The organism is Entomoplasma ellychniae, from assembly GCF_002930155.1.
GTDB classification, from domain to species: Bacteria; Bacillota_I; Bacilli_A; order Mycoplasmatales; family Mycoplasmataceae; genus Entomoplasma; species Entomoplasma ellychniae.
Genome location: NZ_PHND01000001.1, coordinates 492,890 through 509,704, shown reverse-complemented (window position 1 = coordinate 509,704; position 16,815 = coordinate 492,890). Strand labels below are relative to the sequence as shown.

The following is a 16,815-nucleotide window of genomic DNA, read 5'->3' as shown; positions in this document are numbered from 1 at the left end:
AAAGGGGTATTTTATGTCATACAAAGTTAAGGATTTTGCCCCTATTTTAAAAATTGATAGTATAAAAAAAGTTAACTTTTCTAATATAAGTGGGGAAACTACAAATATTTACTTATCTGAATCAGAAGATAAAGCTTTAAAAAAAATATTATTAGGAAAAATTAAAAATAAGTCAGGCAGATTTAGAATTGATGAAATTGATGTTATTAATAAAAGCTTTGTTAAGCGCAAAGTTGAATTCATAACACCTGACAAATGAGTTAATCGTTTTGTACCGATTAGAGTCATATTAGTTTTTTCTTTGTTTTTTGATCTTAATTTCTTAAAAAAAGCCAGAATAAATCATACCGATAAAAAGTATGAATATTTATCTTTAGTAGATTCTAAAAATGATGTAAGTGATTTAAAAGTAAGAAATGAAGTAAATAAAGCAATTGAAAAATATTTAAAATCTGTTGCTGATAACCATAAAAAGTTAAACAAAAATTTGTTAAATCAAATTTCAAATATAAATGAAAAAAAATCAGAAGCTATTTTTGAAGAATTTCCACCACAAATAAAAGTTATAGCAAAAGCTATTTATGATAATGAATTTGAAATACTATTTAATAAAAAGTTATTAAAGTTTAATCAAGTTTTGTTTGATAAAATAAACTCTATAAATGACATAAGAGACGCATGTCCTTGTGAATATAATGCGAAAAGATCTAAAAATAAACTTTTAAGAAAAAAATCTCACCTTTTTAAATTTGCTCAAACAAAGTACATAGTAACTAAACAAGCAAAGTTTATAGCAATAAACATAAACGATACTAGATTAAAAACTATAAAAGCAACTTTTCAAAAAAGAGAATTAAAAAAACAATTAAAATTTGAATTAAGTAAGTTCTACAAAACATTTAATGTTTCAAAAGAAATGAGTCAAAAAGTATCATTTGAAATGAATAACTGACAAAAAATTATAGAAGATTTATTTTTTGAAAACTCAAAAGTGGAAAACATTTTTATTTTGGATTTTGTTAAAGAAGAAACAAAAAGATTAAGAGAATACGTTGTAAATAAAATACATAATGATTATCATAAATTAATATTTACTGTTGAAATAGAATATGGTAATAAAAACGAATTTGCTGCACTTAAAAAACATTATAAAAAAAAGGTTAAATCTATTTTTATACAATCAATAAATATAATTAATAAAACAACTAAAAGATTAGACCTTAATTTTGAATGATGATTGAAAAGTAGTTTTAAAATTTCTTCTTTAAACATAATTTATGCAAAAATTTTAAAAGCAATTAATATGGGTAAAAAAAATATTATATTTTCTGACTTTCTTCACTTACTAACAAATAACGATTTCAAAACTTTAATGAAGTCTATTGAAAAAATAAATGAGTTTTATCCAGATGTATCAATAACTATTCTACATTCTAAATTAAAAACATTGCAAGATCTTCACCCCAAAACTTTAATATATGCAACAATTAAAAACGAGATGAAAAGAACTAATGTTTTAGATTTATTAAATGAAAAGTATCAAGAAATATTTGATGGTGAACTATTTTCATCAAACAAATTAGAATTTACAAAAAGTAATGATCAACTTATTAAAATTGAAAATAGGTTATGAAATATAAAAGTATCAAGTAAAATTAAAAATGGATATTTATTAATAAACCCATTTGAAGTAGAAACAGATTTTATAGAAGATAAATCACTTCCTTTAAACATAAAAATAATTAAAAATTCAAGATTTAATGACAAAAATATTTATTGTGGAATTACCACAAATAAAGCAAGGATATTTTTTTACGAAAATAAAAAAAGTTATGAAAAAGACCAAAAATTGACGATTTATTTAAAAAACCAATCAGTGATTTCAATTATAAACAAGGAGGAAGATAATGCATAAGTTATTAATAAATAAAATTAAAAAATATAAATCTATAATAATTGCTAAACATGTTAAGCCAGATTGAGATGCGCAAGGTAGTTCAATGGGATTAGCCTATTTAATTCAACAGAACTTTCCAGAAAAACAAATATATATTCCTGGTGATAGATTAGATGATAATAAAGATTTTTTAGCTAATGAACTTACAGATGAAATAATTAAAGTATCTTTAGTTATAACTGTTGATACAGCAGTTAAAGAGAGGATTGACTTTAATAAGTTTGACTTAGCAAAAGAAACATTTAAAATTGATCATCACATTAATATTGACTCATATGCTGATTTTGAAATAGTTGATGAGAATGCAATTGCTTGTACTCAAGTTATAACTTTGTGAGCTAATAAAATGAAACTTAAATGATGTGCAGAAGCTGCTAATAATCTTTACAAAGGACTTTTAACAGATAGTGGTAGATTTTTATTTCCTAATACTAAAGCTTCAACTTTTGAAGCTGCAAGAATACTATTAGAAAATGGTACTAACTTAAAAAAAATTCATGATAGTTTATATGTTTCTGACTTAAAGAAAAAACAGTACTTAAATTATGCTTTCTCAAAACTTGAAGTTACAAAAGAAGGTGTTGGTTGAATTATAATAAATAAAGCAGATCAAAAACTCTGAAATTATAATTATGAAGACTATAAATCTGCTTTAGGAACAATGAGTGGCTTAAATGAAATTAAAATTTGAGCATTAATCATTGAACTAGAAGATGAAATAAAAGTTTCATTAAGAAGTAGAGATTTTGAAATTGATAAAGTAGCAAACAAATATAGTGGTGGTGGTCATAAACTTGCTAGTGGATGTAAACTAAATAAAATAGAAGATTACAAAAAACTTGTAATTGATCTTAAAAAAGTTATTAAAGAAGGAAATAAGTAATGATACCTAAAAATGAATTTAATATACCTAAAAACAATTTAGGTTGAATAGAACTAATAACTGGATGTATGTTTGCTGGTAAGACAGAAGAGTTTATAAAAAGGTTAAATAGACATGCATATGCGAAAAAGAATATTATAACTTTTAAACCAATAATTGATGATAGATATTCAAAAGAAAATGTTGCTTCTCATTCTGGAACTAAACTAATATCTAGTCCTGTTAAAGATACAAATGAATTAAAAAAAATTTTTGCTAAACAAAATGCCATTAATCCTATTGATGTTGTTGGTATTGATGAAGTTCAATTCTTTGACGAAGCAATAGTTGATTATGTTAATGAATTAGCAGATAGTGGAATAATTGTTATAGTTACTGGACTAGACAAAGATTTTAAATGTGTCCCTTTCAAAAATGTTGATAGATTACTACCATTAGCTGAAATGGTTGATAAGTTGACAGCGATTTGTGTAAAGTGTGGAAACTTTGCAAACCGAACACAAAGAATTATAGATGGAAAACCAGCTAAATGGTCGTCTCCTTTAATATTAGTTGATGGGAACGACAGCTATGAAGCAAGATGTAGAAATTGTTATATTTTAAACAAGGAGAAATAAAATGAACCCTAAAACATTAGAAGCATTGGAAGCAATGCAAAAAAGAGTTCATCAAATAGATGAGAGTTTACAATCTTCAGAAGTTATTTCGGATGTTAAAAAATTTACACCCTTAAATAAAGAAAGAGCATCTTTAATTGAAGTTGTTGATGAGTATATTAAATACAATGAAGTAATAAAGAATATTGAAGAAGCTAAACAAATAATTAGTGAAGAAAAAGATCCAGAAATGCTAGAGTTAGCAAAAATGGAATTAAGTGAAAACGAAAAAATTGAAAGAAAAATAGTTGCAATAATTGAAGAAATGCTGCTTCCTAAAAACCCGAATGATGACAAAAATGTAATTATTGAAATTAGAGGAGCAGCTGGTGGAGATGAAGCTAATATCTTTGCTGGTGACTTAATGAGAATGTATAGAATTTATTCTGAAAAACAAAATTGAAAAATAAATATACTAGAGTCATCTTCTTCTGAAGCTGGTGGTTTTTCACAAATTTCATTTATGGTTAAAGGTGAAAAAGTTTATTCTAAACTTAAATTTGAGTCAGGTGCGCATCGAGTACAAAGAATACCAAAAACAGACACTAAAGGAAGAATACAAACATCAACTGCTACAGTTGCTGTTTTACCTGAAATTGATGAAGTAGAAATTGAAATTAAAAACTCAGACCTTAGAATTGATACTTATAGATCATCTGGAGCAGGTGGGCAAAGTGTTAATACAACAGATTCAGCTGTTAGAGTTACTCATATTCCAACAGGAATTGTAGCAGCTTCACAAGATGAAAGAAGTCAATATGCAAATAAAGATTTAGCTATGGCTATGCTTCGAGCAAGAGTTTATGAAGCTGAAGTTGAAAAACAACAAGCCCAAGCTGACGCAACTAGAAAAAACGCCGTTGGAACTGGGGCTAGAAGTGAAAAAATTAGAACTTATAATTACCCTCAAAATAGAGTAACAGATCATAGAATAGGATTAACACTTAATAAACTAAATCAAGTTATGGAAGGAAATATTGAAGAATTTATTATTGCTTTAGTTAACGAGGAACAAAGAGCAATAGTTGAAGAACAATTAAAGCAAAATGATAATTAAAAGTGCAATTCAAGCTTATGAGTTAATTAAGAATGATTTTACTATTTTTTCAAAGTCTGATGCTTATGAGTTAATTGAACATATTTCTAAAAAAAAATATGATCTTTTGGTTTTAAATCCTAATGAAGATTTACAAGTAAATTTTTTTCGTAAATATTTAAAAATAAAAGTAAAACTTAAAAAGGGTGTGCCGATAGCTTACATAACTAAAAATAAAATGTTTTGTGGTTTAAATTTTAAGATAAATAACAAAGTTTTAATTCCAAGAAATGAAAGTGAATTAATTGTTCAGTATGCTTGTAACTTTTTAAAAAACAAAAAAAATATTAAAGTATTAGATCTATGTTGTGGAAGCGGTTGTATTGGAATAAGCACTGTTTATTTAAATTGAAAAAGTATTAATAAAATAACTTTTACAGATATTTCAAAAGCTGCTTTAAAAATAACAAAACAAAATCATAAGTTATTAAATCTAAAAAATAATGTTAAATTTATAAAAGGTGATTTTTTAGACCCTTTTATTAATAAAGAAAAATTTGATTTAATTTTATGTAATCCCCCGTATATAAAGTATGGAGATTTAAATATTTCTGATAGCGTTTTTAAGTATGAACCACATAAATCTTTATTTGCAAAAGAAGAAGGTTTGTATTTTTACAAGAAAATGTTTGCTAATATAGAAAAATTAGTAGACATATCTAAACCATTTAATATAATTTTTGAAATTGGTTGAGATCAAAAAGAAAAATTAGAAAAATTGATATCATTAAATCCAAATATAAAATACGAGTTTAAACAAGACTTTTCAAAACTTTGAAGAAATCTTATAATAAGTAATAAGTAGGAGATATATGCAAAAACAAAAAATAGCTTTAAAATCTAAAATGTTAAATTTTAGGATTAAAGACACAAATGAAGATTTCCAAAAATTTAATGCATACTTATATAAAGTATCATTTTTTAATATAATTATTTTTTGTTTAACTATAATTCCAATAATAGTTTTCAGTATTACTTTTTTTGTAGATGTCAATTTAAAATTCTATTTCGATCATTATAAAGAACTGTCAATAATTGTAGATTTACCTTCAAAACAAACGATTCTAACCCCATTAGCAATATCGTGAGTTTTTATTACTTTTTGCTTAATGCTTATTTTGTTTTTAAAACCAGTTATAACATCAAAAACAATAAGCAACGGATATAAAAATTTGTATTGAGTTATTCTTTTATTATTTGAAATTACAGTATTTTTATTAGCAGCTATATCACAATATTCGCACAATCAATATCAAAACTTTTTTGATTTTCAACCATTATTAGCTCCAGATGAATTAGGTAATGAAATTTTTAAAGATGTTACAACGTTCTTTGCAAAACATAAACAAAATTCTTATAAGTGGGTAACAACTGATTTGTTATGGTGATTTCTTTTTTTACAATTCGCTGTAGTTTTTATGATGTCTTTAAGTATTCAAAACTCGATAGTTCTAGATGTTGACCAACTAAATATTGATAACTACATTACTTACATCAATAAAAAACAAAAAAAAATAACATCTTCTAGAATTAAAGAAATTTTTTCAAAAGTGTTTAATAATTCTGATAGAACCTTAGCGGCTTGAACAATAATCACAGCTTTTTGTATTTTAATACCTTCTTTAACTTATATTTTTTTAACATCTTTTAATTCAACAAATATAGCAAAACTATCCTCTTTTATTGATTCATTCCCTAATTTTGCTAGACAATTTGACACTTCAAACCAACTAGTCAATGGATATGAAAATTTAATAATATTTAGTAATAAGTATTTTGCATATTCTTCATTGCCTGTGATTATAATTGGCATAGCTCTTTCAATATTAGTTTATTTTGTTTCTGTTTTAACAAGAGGTAATAGTAATTCTCAACAAATATTTATTTTTCAATATGGTTTAACAGGTGTTATGTTGTTGTTAGTTCTGGGTGTTATATTTTATTCAGAAATAGAAATTAGTTCATTATTAAGCACATGAAATGAAAATAAAGATAACTCAACAATCGGAATCAATTATTTAAATAAAGTTAAGGTAGTAACTGGAGACAATTGAGAACAAATTAACAATCATTTCAATATTGATAAATTTTATAAGCCAGTAATTTTTAAAATTGTTAGCCCAATTAACATTTTTTCACAATTTATTGTTTTGACATCAACTCTTATAACAAGTTTTGCTATTGTTGGAAAAAACATTTATGATAAATCTAATTTTAAAAATAATCTAAAATCTAAACTAACACAAGCGAGAAATAAATAGTATGTTAAATAACTTACAAATAAGTGATGCAATAAATAGACTTTTAAATCAAGAATTAGTTATTATTCCAACTGATACAATTTTTGGAATTTCAGCTATTTATTCAAGTTCTAACATCAATAAAATTAATAAAATTAAAAAAGCAAAAATATCCAAACCTCTTATTGTTTTAATAAGTTGTACTTCACAGCTTGAAAAATTAGGTATTCATGAAAAACTATTATTACAAGAAAAAATAACATATATTGTTGAAACAAAAAATAAAACTACTCTTGCAATAAGAATGATTAAAAGAAAAGATATAAAAAAAATAGTTGATTCAGTAGGACCAATAATATCAACAAGTGTAAACTTTCATGGCAAAGAAACTATAAATACAGAAAAGGAATTAATTGGATTTAATAAAAACATTCAAGTTTTTTTTGATAAAGAACCAGATGACATACACCCATCTAAAATTTATAATACAATTACAAAATTATGAGTAAGATAAATAAAATGATAGATAGTTTAAATTTAGCAGAATGATTAGTGTTTGAAGATAACTTAGCAAAAGTTGATCCAAAAAAATTGCAACAGTTTCACCTTTGTTTTCCTCAGTACACAAAATACTTAAACAAGAACATTTTAAACATAAAGAATGACGCTAATTTTATTATTCAAAAGTACCCTTTTGTAAATCAATTAAATGATCAAATTTTATTCGATATATCACAAAGAAATGAACTGATTAAACAAATTGTAAAAATTTCTATTAAACAAAGAAGTTCTAGTGAAATAAGATTTCCAGATGAAAGTTATGATAATAAAAAGATTGCAACATATGCTAAAACACTTATTAAAAACTTAAATAATTTTATTTATAAAAATAAAATAAATAAATTTTGAACTGATGTTGTTTTAATTAACAATAATAAAATAACACCTTATATAAGTAACATAGAAATAATTTGTACAAATGGAAAAGAATACTTTATATTATTATTAAAGTTTTCTAAATCCCCATATATTGATAAATATAAATATGAATCAGAACTTATTAATAATACTATTAGTGAGTTATTTAATATTAAAATAAAAGAAACAATACTTTTAAACATAATGTCTGAGCAAGCTATCTGTAAAATTTAGATTAGGTTTTTTAAAGGTTAAAAGGTATAATTAATTAAGTTATATTTACAAGGAGAACAATGAAAAAAGAATACGACATAATTTTTGATTATAAGGACAATAAACATTTCAACCAAGATTTAAATGGCCTAATAAGAAAATCTAATAATGAAAATTTCGAAAAGTGAATTTTCAAAAATAAAAATTTAAACAACTTTTTACCAGTTACAATTATTAATGAAAAAAACGAAATTATTGCAGCTTTAGGAATTACAAAATTTGAAATTTTTATTGGTGATGAAAAATGCACAGCAATTCAATTAGGTAACTTATTTTTGAAAGAAGCTCATAAACATGAAAATCTTGAAGTTGAATTAATTAATGCAGCAATAGATAAATACTCAAATGTAGTAGACATTATTATTTCATTTTCAAATGATATTGATGAGCATATTTATGAACAAACTAAGTTTAAAAAAACTAAAGAATACCTTTATTTTTTAAATTGAAAACACAATGAAGACACTGTTAGAAATAAAATTAAAAAACTTGATTTAGATTTACTACAAGACTTTGAAATTATGACTGAGAAAATCAAACACTCAACTAAACAATCTTCACATTTAGATTCTAAGTTTGATAGTTCTATTAAAACTTTTAATATTTTAAAATATTTCTCAAATGATACATATCATATACCAAGTTTAGATGTTGTTGTTTGTTATAAATATAATAAAGATGTTTTTGATCTTATTTCGATTTTTGCGCATGATAAAGTAGATATTGAATACTTACTAAAAATTATTGTACCAAAACATATTAAAAGAGTAGACTTTGGTTTTATTCCAGATTTAAAAGAAGGTTTACACATAGCTAATACAGACATTTTTGTTAGAAGTTCTGAAAACAAAATTAAATCGACTCTTTGAACAAAAGAAATTACAACAAATATTAGTGACAGCAAAATAATATTCCCAATTTTATCTAGACAAAAATAAAAAGGTAATTATGAAAAATCACAAAAAAATAAAGTCTTACAAAATATTGATTAAAAATCACAAAAAAATTTTTCAAAAAATTGTTTTTGATGTAGGCTTTGATAATTCACAAGTTAAAAAAATATTTAAACTATCTCAAAAAAATATTATTTTGAGACTTTTTTTAAATGTCATAACAATTGAAAAAAAACACTTAAGCAGTTTTTATAATGAAGCAGTCTTTTTATTAATAATATTTTGATTTATTGACAACGATTTTGAATATAAAAAAAATCAAGATCAATTTAATTTTCAAGTAAAGTTAAAAAAATTTTTAAATAATTTAACTATAAGTAGTGATTTAAATTTAGAAGAAGAAATTTTAAAAAGTTATGATACTGAAGATTTAAAAAAATCACATAATGATATTCTTAATAAACATAATTGATTTAAACTATGTGGAAACATATTCGCATCCATTAGTTTAGAAAAAAATCAAGAACTTTATAACTATGGATATTTAGTGTCATTGTTTATTTTTATTTCTTTTCAGTATAAAAAAATAAACATAGAAAACTCTGAAAATTTATACATTTATAAACTTAATGCAAATACTAAGTTAAATGAAGCTACAATGAAATTATCACCAATGCAATTCAATCATTTAATATTGAAAACAAATCATTGATTAGAAAAAATTAAGTTAGACAAAATTATTAGCAAAGGATAATATTATGAAAAAACCAATAGTAGTAACATCATCACTAATTTGCATATTCTTAACTGCTTTTTTACTATATTTAGGCTTGAATGTAGGTTTAACATTTCTTTTTAAAACACCCATTACACTTATTTCTGTTTTGGTTTCTACCCACATTTTAGCTATATTGTGAAGTTTTGTGATTTTAGGTAATAAAAAAAGAAGAATTGAAACAAGAATAAGGTGAACAATTTATATATGTCTTGTGCCCTTTTTTGGTATTGTTTCATATTTATTTTTTGGTAGACCTTACAAATATAAAAAAAATAAACTTTACAAATACAAAAATGATAAGCATTCTAATTTTATGGATATACAAAATTCTCTTGAAAATTTATCTGATTTAACTAAACAAAGCCCTCAATTTAAAAGAGCATTTATATCATCGCTTAAGCAACAAAATCAAAATATTTACAAAAATTTTAAAGTTGATTTTTTAAAAAATGGAAATGATTATGTTCAAACTTTATTATCTGAACTTAAAAAGGCTAAAAGATATATATTGATAAATATGTTTATAATCGAAGAAAGCGAATTTTTGGATCGTGTTTCAGAGATACTGATTAAAAAACTTAAAGAGGGTGTTGAAGTTTATATTATTTATGATTTCTTAGGATGTTATAATCAATTTAGAAATACAAAGAAAAAACTTAAATTAGCTGGAGCAAAAATGTTGGGATATTCACCTGTGCATTTCCCTTTTATTGTTTGAAAAGCAAATTATAGAAATCACAGAAAAGACATTGTCATTGATGGTTTTTATGGTTTTGTTGGTGGAATTAACATTGGAGATGGTTATTGTAATATAGGATCTAAATTTGGATACTGAAACGATTCAGCTTACAAAATTAGTGGAGAAGTAGTTAAAGAAATAGAAAATATATTTATTCGTGACTGAAATTTTTACAGCAAAAAGAAAATTGACAATCTTTTTTTAAAAACAATTTTTCATGAAAAAATTGAAAATAATCCAAAAGAATTTATTCAAGTTGTTGCTAATGGACCAAATCACCCTCGATCTACTCATTTAGATGTTTTGCTTTCATTGATAAATTCAGCTCAAAAATCTATATGAATAAAAACACCATATTTTATTCCACCCCCAGAATTATTAGATGCACTTTGTTTAGCTGCTAATTCTGGTTTGGATGTTAGGTTAATGATTCCTGGAAAGACTGATAAGTTTATGATTTTAGATGTATCTAAAAATAGAACTAAAAAATTGTTTGAGAGTAAAGGTAAAATTTATTCTTTAAATAATACTTTTCTACATGAAAAAACTTTTATTTTTGATGATTCAATTAGTTTTGTTGGAACTACAAATTTAGATTATAGAGCACTTTTTTCAGATCAACAAACAATGGTTTTAGTTAAATCAGAAGAGCTAAATAAAAAATTAAAAAATAAAATGGAACATGATTTTAATATCGCATACAAATACTCTAAGGTGCCATTAAAACATGCCAAACCACTTAAAAGATTAATTATTAAAATTTTTAATGCGATAGCACCAATTCTTTAAGGAGGATTTATGGTTAAAAAAATTTATGATTATGTCAATGATCAGTACTTAATAATCAAAAGCTATTTTTTAATTTCTAATTATGATTATGAAATTTGTGATTTTATTAAAAAAAATAACTTAATTACAAATATAGCTCAGTTAAAAGAAACTATTGCTATTTTAAACAAAACAACTTTAGTTAATGACTCAAGTTTTGAATTAGAATTAAACAATAGAAAACTTATTTTAATATTTTTGTTAAATGTTCTTTTAGAACTTTATACAAAGTCAAGTTTTGCTGAAACAGTTAATAAAGCAATTTACAGTTTCTACATAACTATTTTAAACGAAAATAAAGATTTAATAGTATCTTCTAACAAGCCAATTATTCTAGTTTTTAAAAACCTAGAATACTTTGAAAAGCAGTCTTTAAAAAATCAATGTAAAACCCTTAAAGAGTTTTTAAATTTTTACTACAAAGATAAAAATTTTTTATTGGCTTTTAATAAACATATTAATTTATTACAAATAATTGAAAAAATAATAAGCTAATTTTTAGTTTAATATTTCTGTAATATGTTAATTGAATATAATTAAAAATGCAAGAACTTTAAAAGCGCTTGCTTTTTATTTTTTTTTTGTTATGATTTGAAATAAGACAAAGGAGTTTTTATGAAAAAATATAAAAATAATTTGAATATTAAGTTAGATTTAACTTTTTTTATAGATACTCCGTTGTCTATGAAAAGTATTTTTTTAAATAAGCAATTAAAACAGACCGTTATTAATCAAACAATAACTACATCTTTTAGCTAATGAATCAGTGTAGTTGTATTTTAAAATACATTACTAAGAAAATATTTATTTTTCTTTATATATAATTCCATAATATTTATATATAAAGAAAAATTATAAAATCATTTAACTTAGTAAGACTAAGTTTTTTTTGTTTAATCTGCAATTTATTTTTCATTTATTAGAAAGGATAAAAATGGAAATAATAAAAGAAGAGCTTGAAAATTTAATCGAAAAAGTTAGCGACAACCCTTTAAATAAAAAATCAAGCCATAAAATATTATATCAAATAAATCATGGTTTTCAAGAATCTGTTTTAATTTTGGATGAATTTTGCAAAAAGCATTCATTATTGACTTATTCTTTAAAAAGAATATTTTTTGCTCTTATAACTATTTATTTGGCTATTATAGTTGTGTTCTGAATGATTTCTTTTGTAGTAAAAGATGAGGTCTTAATTGCGGACCTATCTAGTAAGTTTGCTAAAATGGGGATTGAACGAGGAGATACTCGATACAATAAAATTTTAGAAAATAGAAAAGAAGCTTTAGGCGTAAGTGGCCCATTAATATATCAAATATTAAATTACTTAAAAAATGTAACACCACTTTTCCCTAAAACTGTTCAAACTAGTCCAATATTAAATGACATAACAGGAAACATTGAAACAACACCTGTTGTTAAGTGATTTTATTTAGGTTTAGCTTTAAAACCTACCAACAAACCAATATTTACTCCAGTCTCGGAAATATTTTCTAGTGGGATGAAAATATCTTTTGTTGTAGGATTCATAGGTACATCATTTGGTTACATCCTTGGTATTCCGCTGGGGGTATATGCTGCAATAAAAAAAGACAAAACAGCTGACAATGTTATTAATTGATATAGTTTGATTATGTTTGCTTTGCCAACACTTGTTACTATTAAAGTATTTTATGAAATATCAATGGGTTTGGGCTCACACACTTCTTGAACAACTGGTGGTCTTTATACGCGAATGTTCCCAATTTTAGCCATTATTTTATTAATGGTTCCTGGTGTAGCTTTTATGACAAGAAGATATGTTGTTGATGAAATGAATGCTGATTATACTAGATTTGCGACAGCTAAAGGAATGGGAGAAAAATATGTATTTTTTGTACATGTTTTTAGAAATTCATTTATTAGAATGGTAAGGGGAATGCCTGGAGCTTTTATTTTTACAATTTTTGGAACTAGTTTATTGATTGAAAGAACTTGAAATATTCAGGGAATGACTTACTTTGTAATAGGCGCGATGGGAAGTAAAGATTTATTTACAGTTATGGGATTTGTCGTTATTTCATCTTTTCTTGGTATTTTTGCTAACCTTATTGGAGATTTACTTTTAGCGATTCTAGATCCAAGAGTTAAATTAAGTTAAGAAAGAGGTTAATATGGAATATATAAAATCCAAAAAATTTAATTTAGATATTTACAATATTGACTCCAACTTATTTGAATGGGTTGGTGATGATGTAAAACAAGCAGAGCACATTTATACTAAGCCTTATAGTTACTGAAAAACTGTTTTTAAAAAAGCTTTTTCAAGTTATTTATTTATTACATGTTTTAGTCTTTTAGTTATTTTTTTATTAATGAGTTTTACAATAGCTGTTGGAAAACCAGCTGTTCCACTATTATCACAACCATCTTTACCACATGGACCATCGGCACAGCATTGGTTTGGCACTGGTAAATTAGGAGAAGACATTTGAAATAAAGTTTGAATTGGGTCTAGAACTACTCTGTTTTTTGCAGCTATGGTTTTTTCAATTCAAATTGTTTTAGGACTAATAATCGGAGCTATTTGAGGTTTTTATGCTAAGTTAGATATGTTATTTTTAGAAGTAACTAGATTTATTACCATTATCCCTGATATGATTTTGTGACTTGTAATTATATTCTTAGCTGGTGGTGAAAAAGGTGTTGGTATTATTGTTTTTGCAGTATCGATCACTAGTTGAATTGGTTTAGCCTCGTTAATGAGAATTCAAATTATTTTAACAAAGCAAACAGAATATAATATTGCGTCAAAAGTGTTAGGAACAAGTGGACCAAAAGTTATAAAAAATAACATTTTACCTAAGATTTTACCAATTGTAATTCAAGAAATAGCTTTTGCACTTCCAGCAGCTATTTCAATTGATTCTGGTTTAGCATATCTTGGTTATGGGTTTATACAACCAAATAAATTAGAAAAAGCATCTTTAGGTTCAATATTAAACGAAGTACTTTCGGATAACTCTTGACAAGAGTATCCATATCTTTTAATTGTCCCACTAGTTTTCGTTGGAGGAATATCTCTTTTGTTTTACATGATGGGAAAAGTTTTAGCTGATTCACTGGACCCTAAAACTCATAGATAACATTTTATTTTAAGGAAAGGTAAAATTTATGAAAACAACAAATTACAAAAAATCCACACTTATATCTTTATTAACTGGTGGACTTGTGGTTAGCATTGCATCAACATCTGTTGTGTCTTGCTCGGCTTCACTAGAAAAAATCCAAGGACGTAAAAGAGATGTTAAAACATATACCGAAGCTTTTTTATCTGTCCCTGATAGTTGAAATATTGCACATACACAATTAACTACAAATGCAGGTTTTTTAAGTAATCTTTATGCTGGAGCATTATCAATTGATGAGTATGGAAGAACTTATGGTGACATTTTTGAATCAGGCTATGCAACAGGTAATAGCACTTATGTAGCTAAAGATTCTAACGCTGGAGAAGGAGTTAATGACTACACAACATGAAAATATAGAATTAGAGATAATGCGAATTGATTTAATGGTAAAGGTGAAGTTTTAAGGGCAATTAAAGCAACAGATTTTGATAATGCAGCTGCTTATATTCTTAATGTCAATAACATTTCCGAAGTAACTGCTCTATGAACTACTTTTATTAAAAATGCAGAGCAAATGTTAGAACTGTTGGGTCCTATTTTAAATAATATTGAAAAAAACCAAGAGTTTATACCAAGCGATGAAAATGTAGAAAATGTAACCGCTTTAGGTGTTTATAAAGTTTTGATTGAAAAAATGAAGAGCTCATCAACAATTTCATTTGTTGCAAAAAACTCTAAATATAAAAAAGCTCCGTCATCAGGTGATGATGAAAGATCAGAAGAAGAAAAAGATGAATTTATAACCAAAAAAGTTTCTATTGATGATGGTGGTTTTGGTTTGATTACTGATAATGATAAAAATACAGTTCAATATAATTTAGTTAAACCAGCAGCGTATTTTGAAACTGTTTTAACTTACGCACCATTTGCTCCAATTCATGAGTTAATTGTAGGACAGTTGGAAAATGGTCCTGTTGATGTTTATAGTGGTGCTTATTTACCAAAAGAAATTACACCAGACAAGAAAATTGAATTTGTAAAAAATAAAAATTATCATTTTGCACAAAGAACAGAAATTGAAAATTTAGTTTGATTAAACGCAACAACCAATTTTAACAATGAAACAACTAGAAGAATGTTTGAAAAAGGTGAAATTGATGGATTTGGAGTTTCAGTAAATGATGTTGTTGGGTGAAAAAAATACATTGGTGATGATTATGATAACCCAAACTTTAAATCAATATATGTTTCTGAAATAGTACCTGGAAGTCATTATAATATAATTTATAATTATTTTAACACTGATATACTTTCAACTACAAATTCAACTACTGAAGAGAAAAATAAAGCTATTGCAGCAAGTAAACTATTAGAATCAAAAGACGCAAGAGTTTTTATCGCAACAAATTTAAATAGATCAACTTACGCTAAATATTATAGTAAAAGATTTGATGAAGAAGGCTCTACAACATCTAAAAATATTGTTAACTCATATACTTTAGAAGGCACAGGTGTAGATCCTGATGGAAAAGATTACACTCAGTATGTTGCAGAAGAAGCAGAAAAAAAAGTTAAAAGTCATGGTGGCAGTTTAACTAAAGATGATTGAAAAAATGGGAGTGATCCTTTATTAAACCATCCAGAACTTTATGGAAATCACAAAAATCAAGAAGATGTTATTTCTGATGTTAATAAATTTATTGATGATAATAAAATTGCTCGAAATAAAAACAACAAGGTTGAATTAAGAGTTTTAATGGACCCAAGTGGTACTAATTCTAATAGTCCATTTTTTCAATCAACGTTTAATAATTTCAATGCAGTTAAAGATAACCCTATTCAAATTGAAAGTTTTGTCCCAATTGATAATAATGATTACTCAGCAAGGAATGGAGAAGGTCGTTATGACATTGCTATTTCTGGTTGAGGACCTGATTATGCAGATCCATACACTTTCTTAGAAACAGTAAGAATAAAAGGAAGTATGAGCCATTATTCTGGAACAAACCGATTAATTAATGGTGAACACACAAAATACCAAGATGTAGTTCGTACAACTGAGTTTGACAAACTTGTTGAAGATTTAACAGACTATGATACAAAGGTTAAACAAATTGATCTTAATAATGATTTAGATGTTAAACAAAGATATGAAGCATTTGCAGAACAAGAGTATAATTTCTTTTTTGAAAATGCTCTTCAAACACCTTGATTTTCTACAAATGCTTATAAATCTTTTACTGTTAACTATTTAAGAAACTTTACAGGTGGTAATGCTATTTACGGAAATTCAGCTGATCGCACTTTCTTAAGAAGAAAAAATGAACAGCTTTGAACAAGAGATCAAAATTTAAAATGAAGAGATTTTGTTAGAGAACAAAGAAAAGAAATAAAAGAAAACCCAGGACATTTAAAAGAAGGGAATATTTTATTTTTAAAATAAA

The 16,815-nt window shown here is 25.1% G+C and carries 16 protein-coding genes; all 16 read left to right on the top strand.

All coding sequences use genetic code 4. The features are described 5' to 3' along the window. Positions 1-13 precede the first annotated feature (13 nt). The 16 genes from EELLY_RS02265 to EELLY_RS02195 all read left to right on the top strand — a co-directional run bounded on the left by EELLY_RS02265 (position 14) and on the right by EELLY_RS02195 (position 16,814). Complete coding sequence (locus EELLY_RS02265) at positions 14-1,915, top strand: hypothetical protein (RefSeq protein ID WP_104205854.1); 1,902 nt, start codon at positions 14-16, stop codon at positions 1,913-1,915. After that, on the top strand, positions 1,908-2,840 hold the full coding sequence (locus tag EELLY_RS02260) for a DHH family phosphoesterase (protein WP_104205853.1): 933 nt from the start codon (positions 1,908-1,910) through the stop codon (positions 2,838-2,840). Before EELLY_RS02265 ends, EELLY_RS02260 begins: the two co-directional genes overlap by 8 nt. After that, positions 2,840-3,457 carry a thymidine kinase gene (locus tag EELLY_RS02255; RefSeq protein WP_104205852.1) on the top strand — a complete coding sequence of 206 codons (618 nt, stop codon included), beginning with the start codon at positions 2,840-2,842 and terminating at the stop codon, positions 3,455-3,457. Before EELLY_RS02260 ends, EELLY_RS02255 begins: the two co-directional genes overlap by 1 nt. A gap of 1 nt (position 3,458) precedes the next feature. Then, on the top strand, positions 3,459-4,553 hold the full coding sequence (prfA, locus tag EELLY_RS02250; protein ID WP_104205851.1) for a peptide chain release factor 1: 1,095 nt from the start codon (positions 3,459-3,461) through the stop codon (positions 4,551-4,553). Further along, positions 4,543-5,397 (top strand): peptide chain release factor N(5)-glutamine methyltransferase, encoded by an 855-nt coding sequence (gene prmC / locus EELLY_RS02245; RefSeq protein ID WP_104205850.1) that lies wholly within the window; start codon positions 4,543-4,545, stop codon positions 5,395-5,397. Before prfA ends, prmC begins: the two co-directional genes overlap by 11 nt. A gap of 7 nt (positions 5,398-5,404) precedes the next feature. Then, positions 5,405-6,853 carry a hypothetical protein gene (locus EELLY_RS02240; RefSeq protein ID WP_104205849.1) on the top strand — a complete coding sequence of 483 codons (1,449 nt, stop codon included), beginning with the start codon at positions 5,405-5,407 and terminating at the stop codon, positions 6,851-6,853. 1 nt (position 6,854) lies between these two features. Further along, a complete protein-coding gene (locus EELLY_RS02235) occupies positions 6,855-7,346 on the top strand; it encodes a Sua5/YciO/YrdC/YwlC family protein (protein ID WP_104205848.1) in 492 nt (163 codons plus the stop codon). A gap of 5 nt (positions 7,347-7,351) precedes the next feature. Continuing rightward, positions 7,352-7,984 carry a hypothetical protein gene (locus EELLY_RS02230; protein WP_104205847.1) on the top strand — a complete coding sequence of 211 codons (633 nt, stop codon included), beginning with the start codon at positions 7,352-7,354 and terminating at the stop codon, positions 7,982-7,984. 59 nt (positions 7,985-8,043) lie between these two features. Continuing rightward, positions 8,044-8,961, top strand: coding sequence for a hypothetical protein (locus EELLY_RS02225; protein WP_104205846.1), 918 nt, complete (start codon positions 8,044-8,046; stop codon positions 8,959-8,961). Between the two features lie 10 nt (positions 8,962-8,971). Further along, positions 8,972-9,670, top strand: a complete 699-nt coding sequence (locus EELLY_RS02220; RefSeq protein ID WP_104205845.1) for a hypothetical protein — start codon at positions 8,972-8,974, stop codon at positions 9,668-9,670. A gap of 4 nt (positions 9,671-9,674) precedes the next feature. Next, complete coding sequence (gene cls, locus EELLY_RS02215) at positions 9,675-11,222, top strand: cardiolipin synthase (protein WP_104205844.1); 1,548 nt, start codon at positions 9,675-9,677, stop codon at positions 11,220-11,222. A gap of 9 nt (positions 11,223-11,231) precedes the next feature. Continuing rightward, positions 11,232-11,756 carry a hypothetical protein gene (locus EELLY_RS02210; protein WP_104205843.1) on the top strand — a complete coding sequence of 175 codons (525 nt, stop codon included), beginning with the start codon at positions 11,232-11,234 and terminating at the stop codon, positions 11,754-11,756. 120 nt (positions 11,757-11,876) lie between these two features. Beyond that, positions 11,877-12,020 (top strand): hypothetical protein, encoded by a 144-nt coding sequence (locus tag EELLY_RS04185; protein ID WP_181021041.1) that lies wholly within the window; start codon positions 11,877-11,879, stop codon positions 12,018-12,020. A 175-nt stretch (positions 12,021-12,195) separates the two neighbouring features. Continuing rightward, positions 12,196-13,401 carry an oligopeptide ABC transporter permease OppB gene (gene oppB / locus EELLY_RS02205; RefSeq protein WP_104205842.1) on the top strand — a complete coding sequence of 402 codons (1,206 nt, stop codon included), beginning with the start codon at positions 12,196-12,198 and terminating at the stop codon, positions 13,399-13,401. A 13-nt stretch (positions 13,402-13,414) separates the two neighbouring features. Further along, complete coding sequence (gene oppC, locus EELLY_RS02200) at positions 13,415-14,386, top strand: oligopeptide ABC transporter permease OppC (RefSeq protein ID WP_104205841.1); 972 nt, start codon at positions 13,415-13,417, stop codon at positions 14,384-14,386. 28 nt (positions 14,387-14,414) lie between these two features. After that, positions 14,415-16,814, top strand: a complete 2,400-nt coding sequence (locus EELLY_RS02195) for an ABC transporter substrate-binding protein (protein ID WP_104205840.1) — start codon at positions 14,415-14,417, stop codon at positions 16,812-16,814. Position 16,815 lies beyond the last annotated feature (1 nt).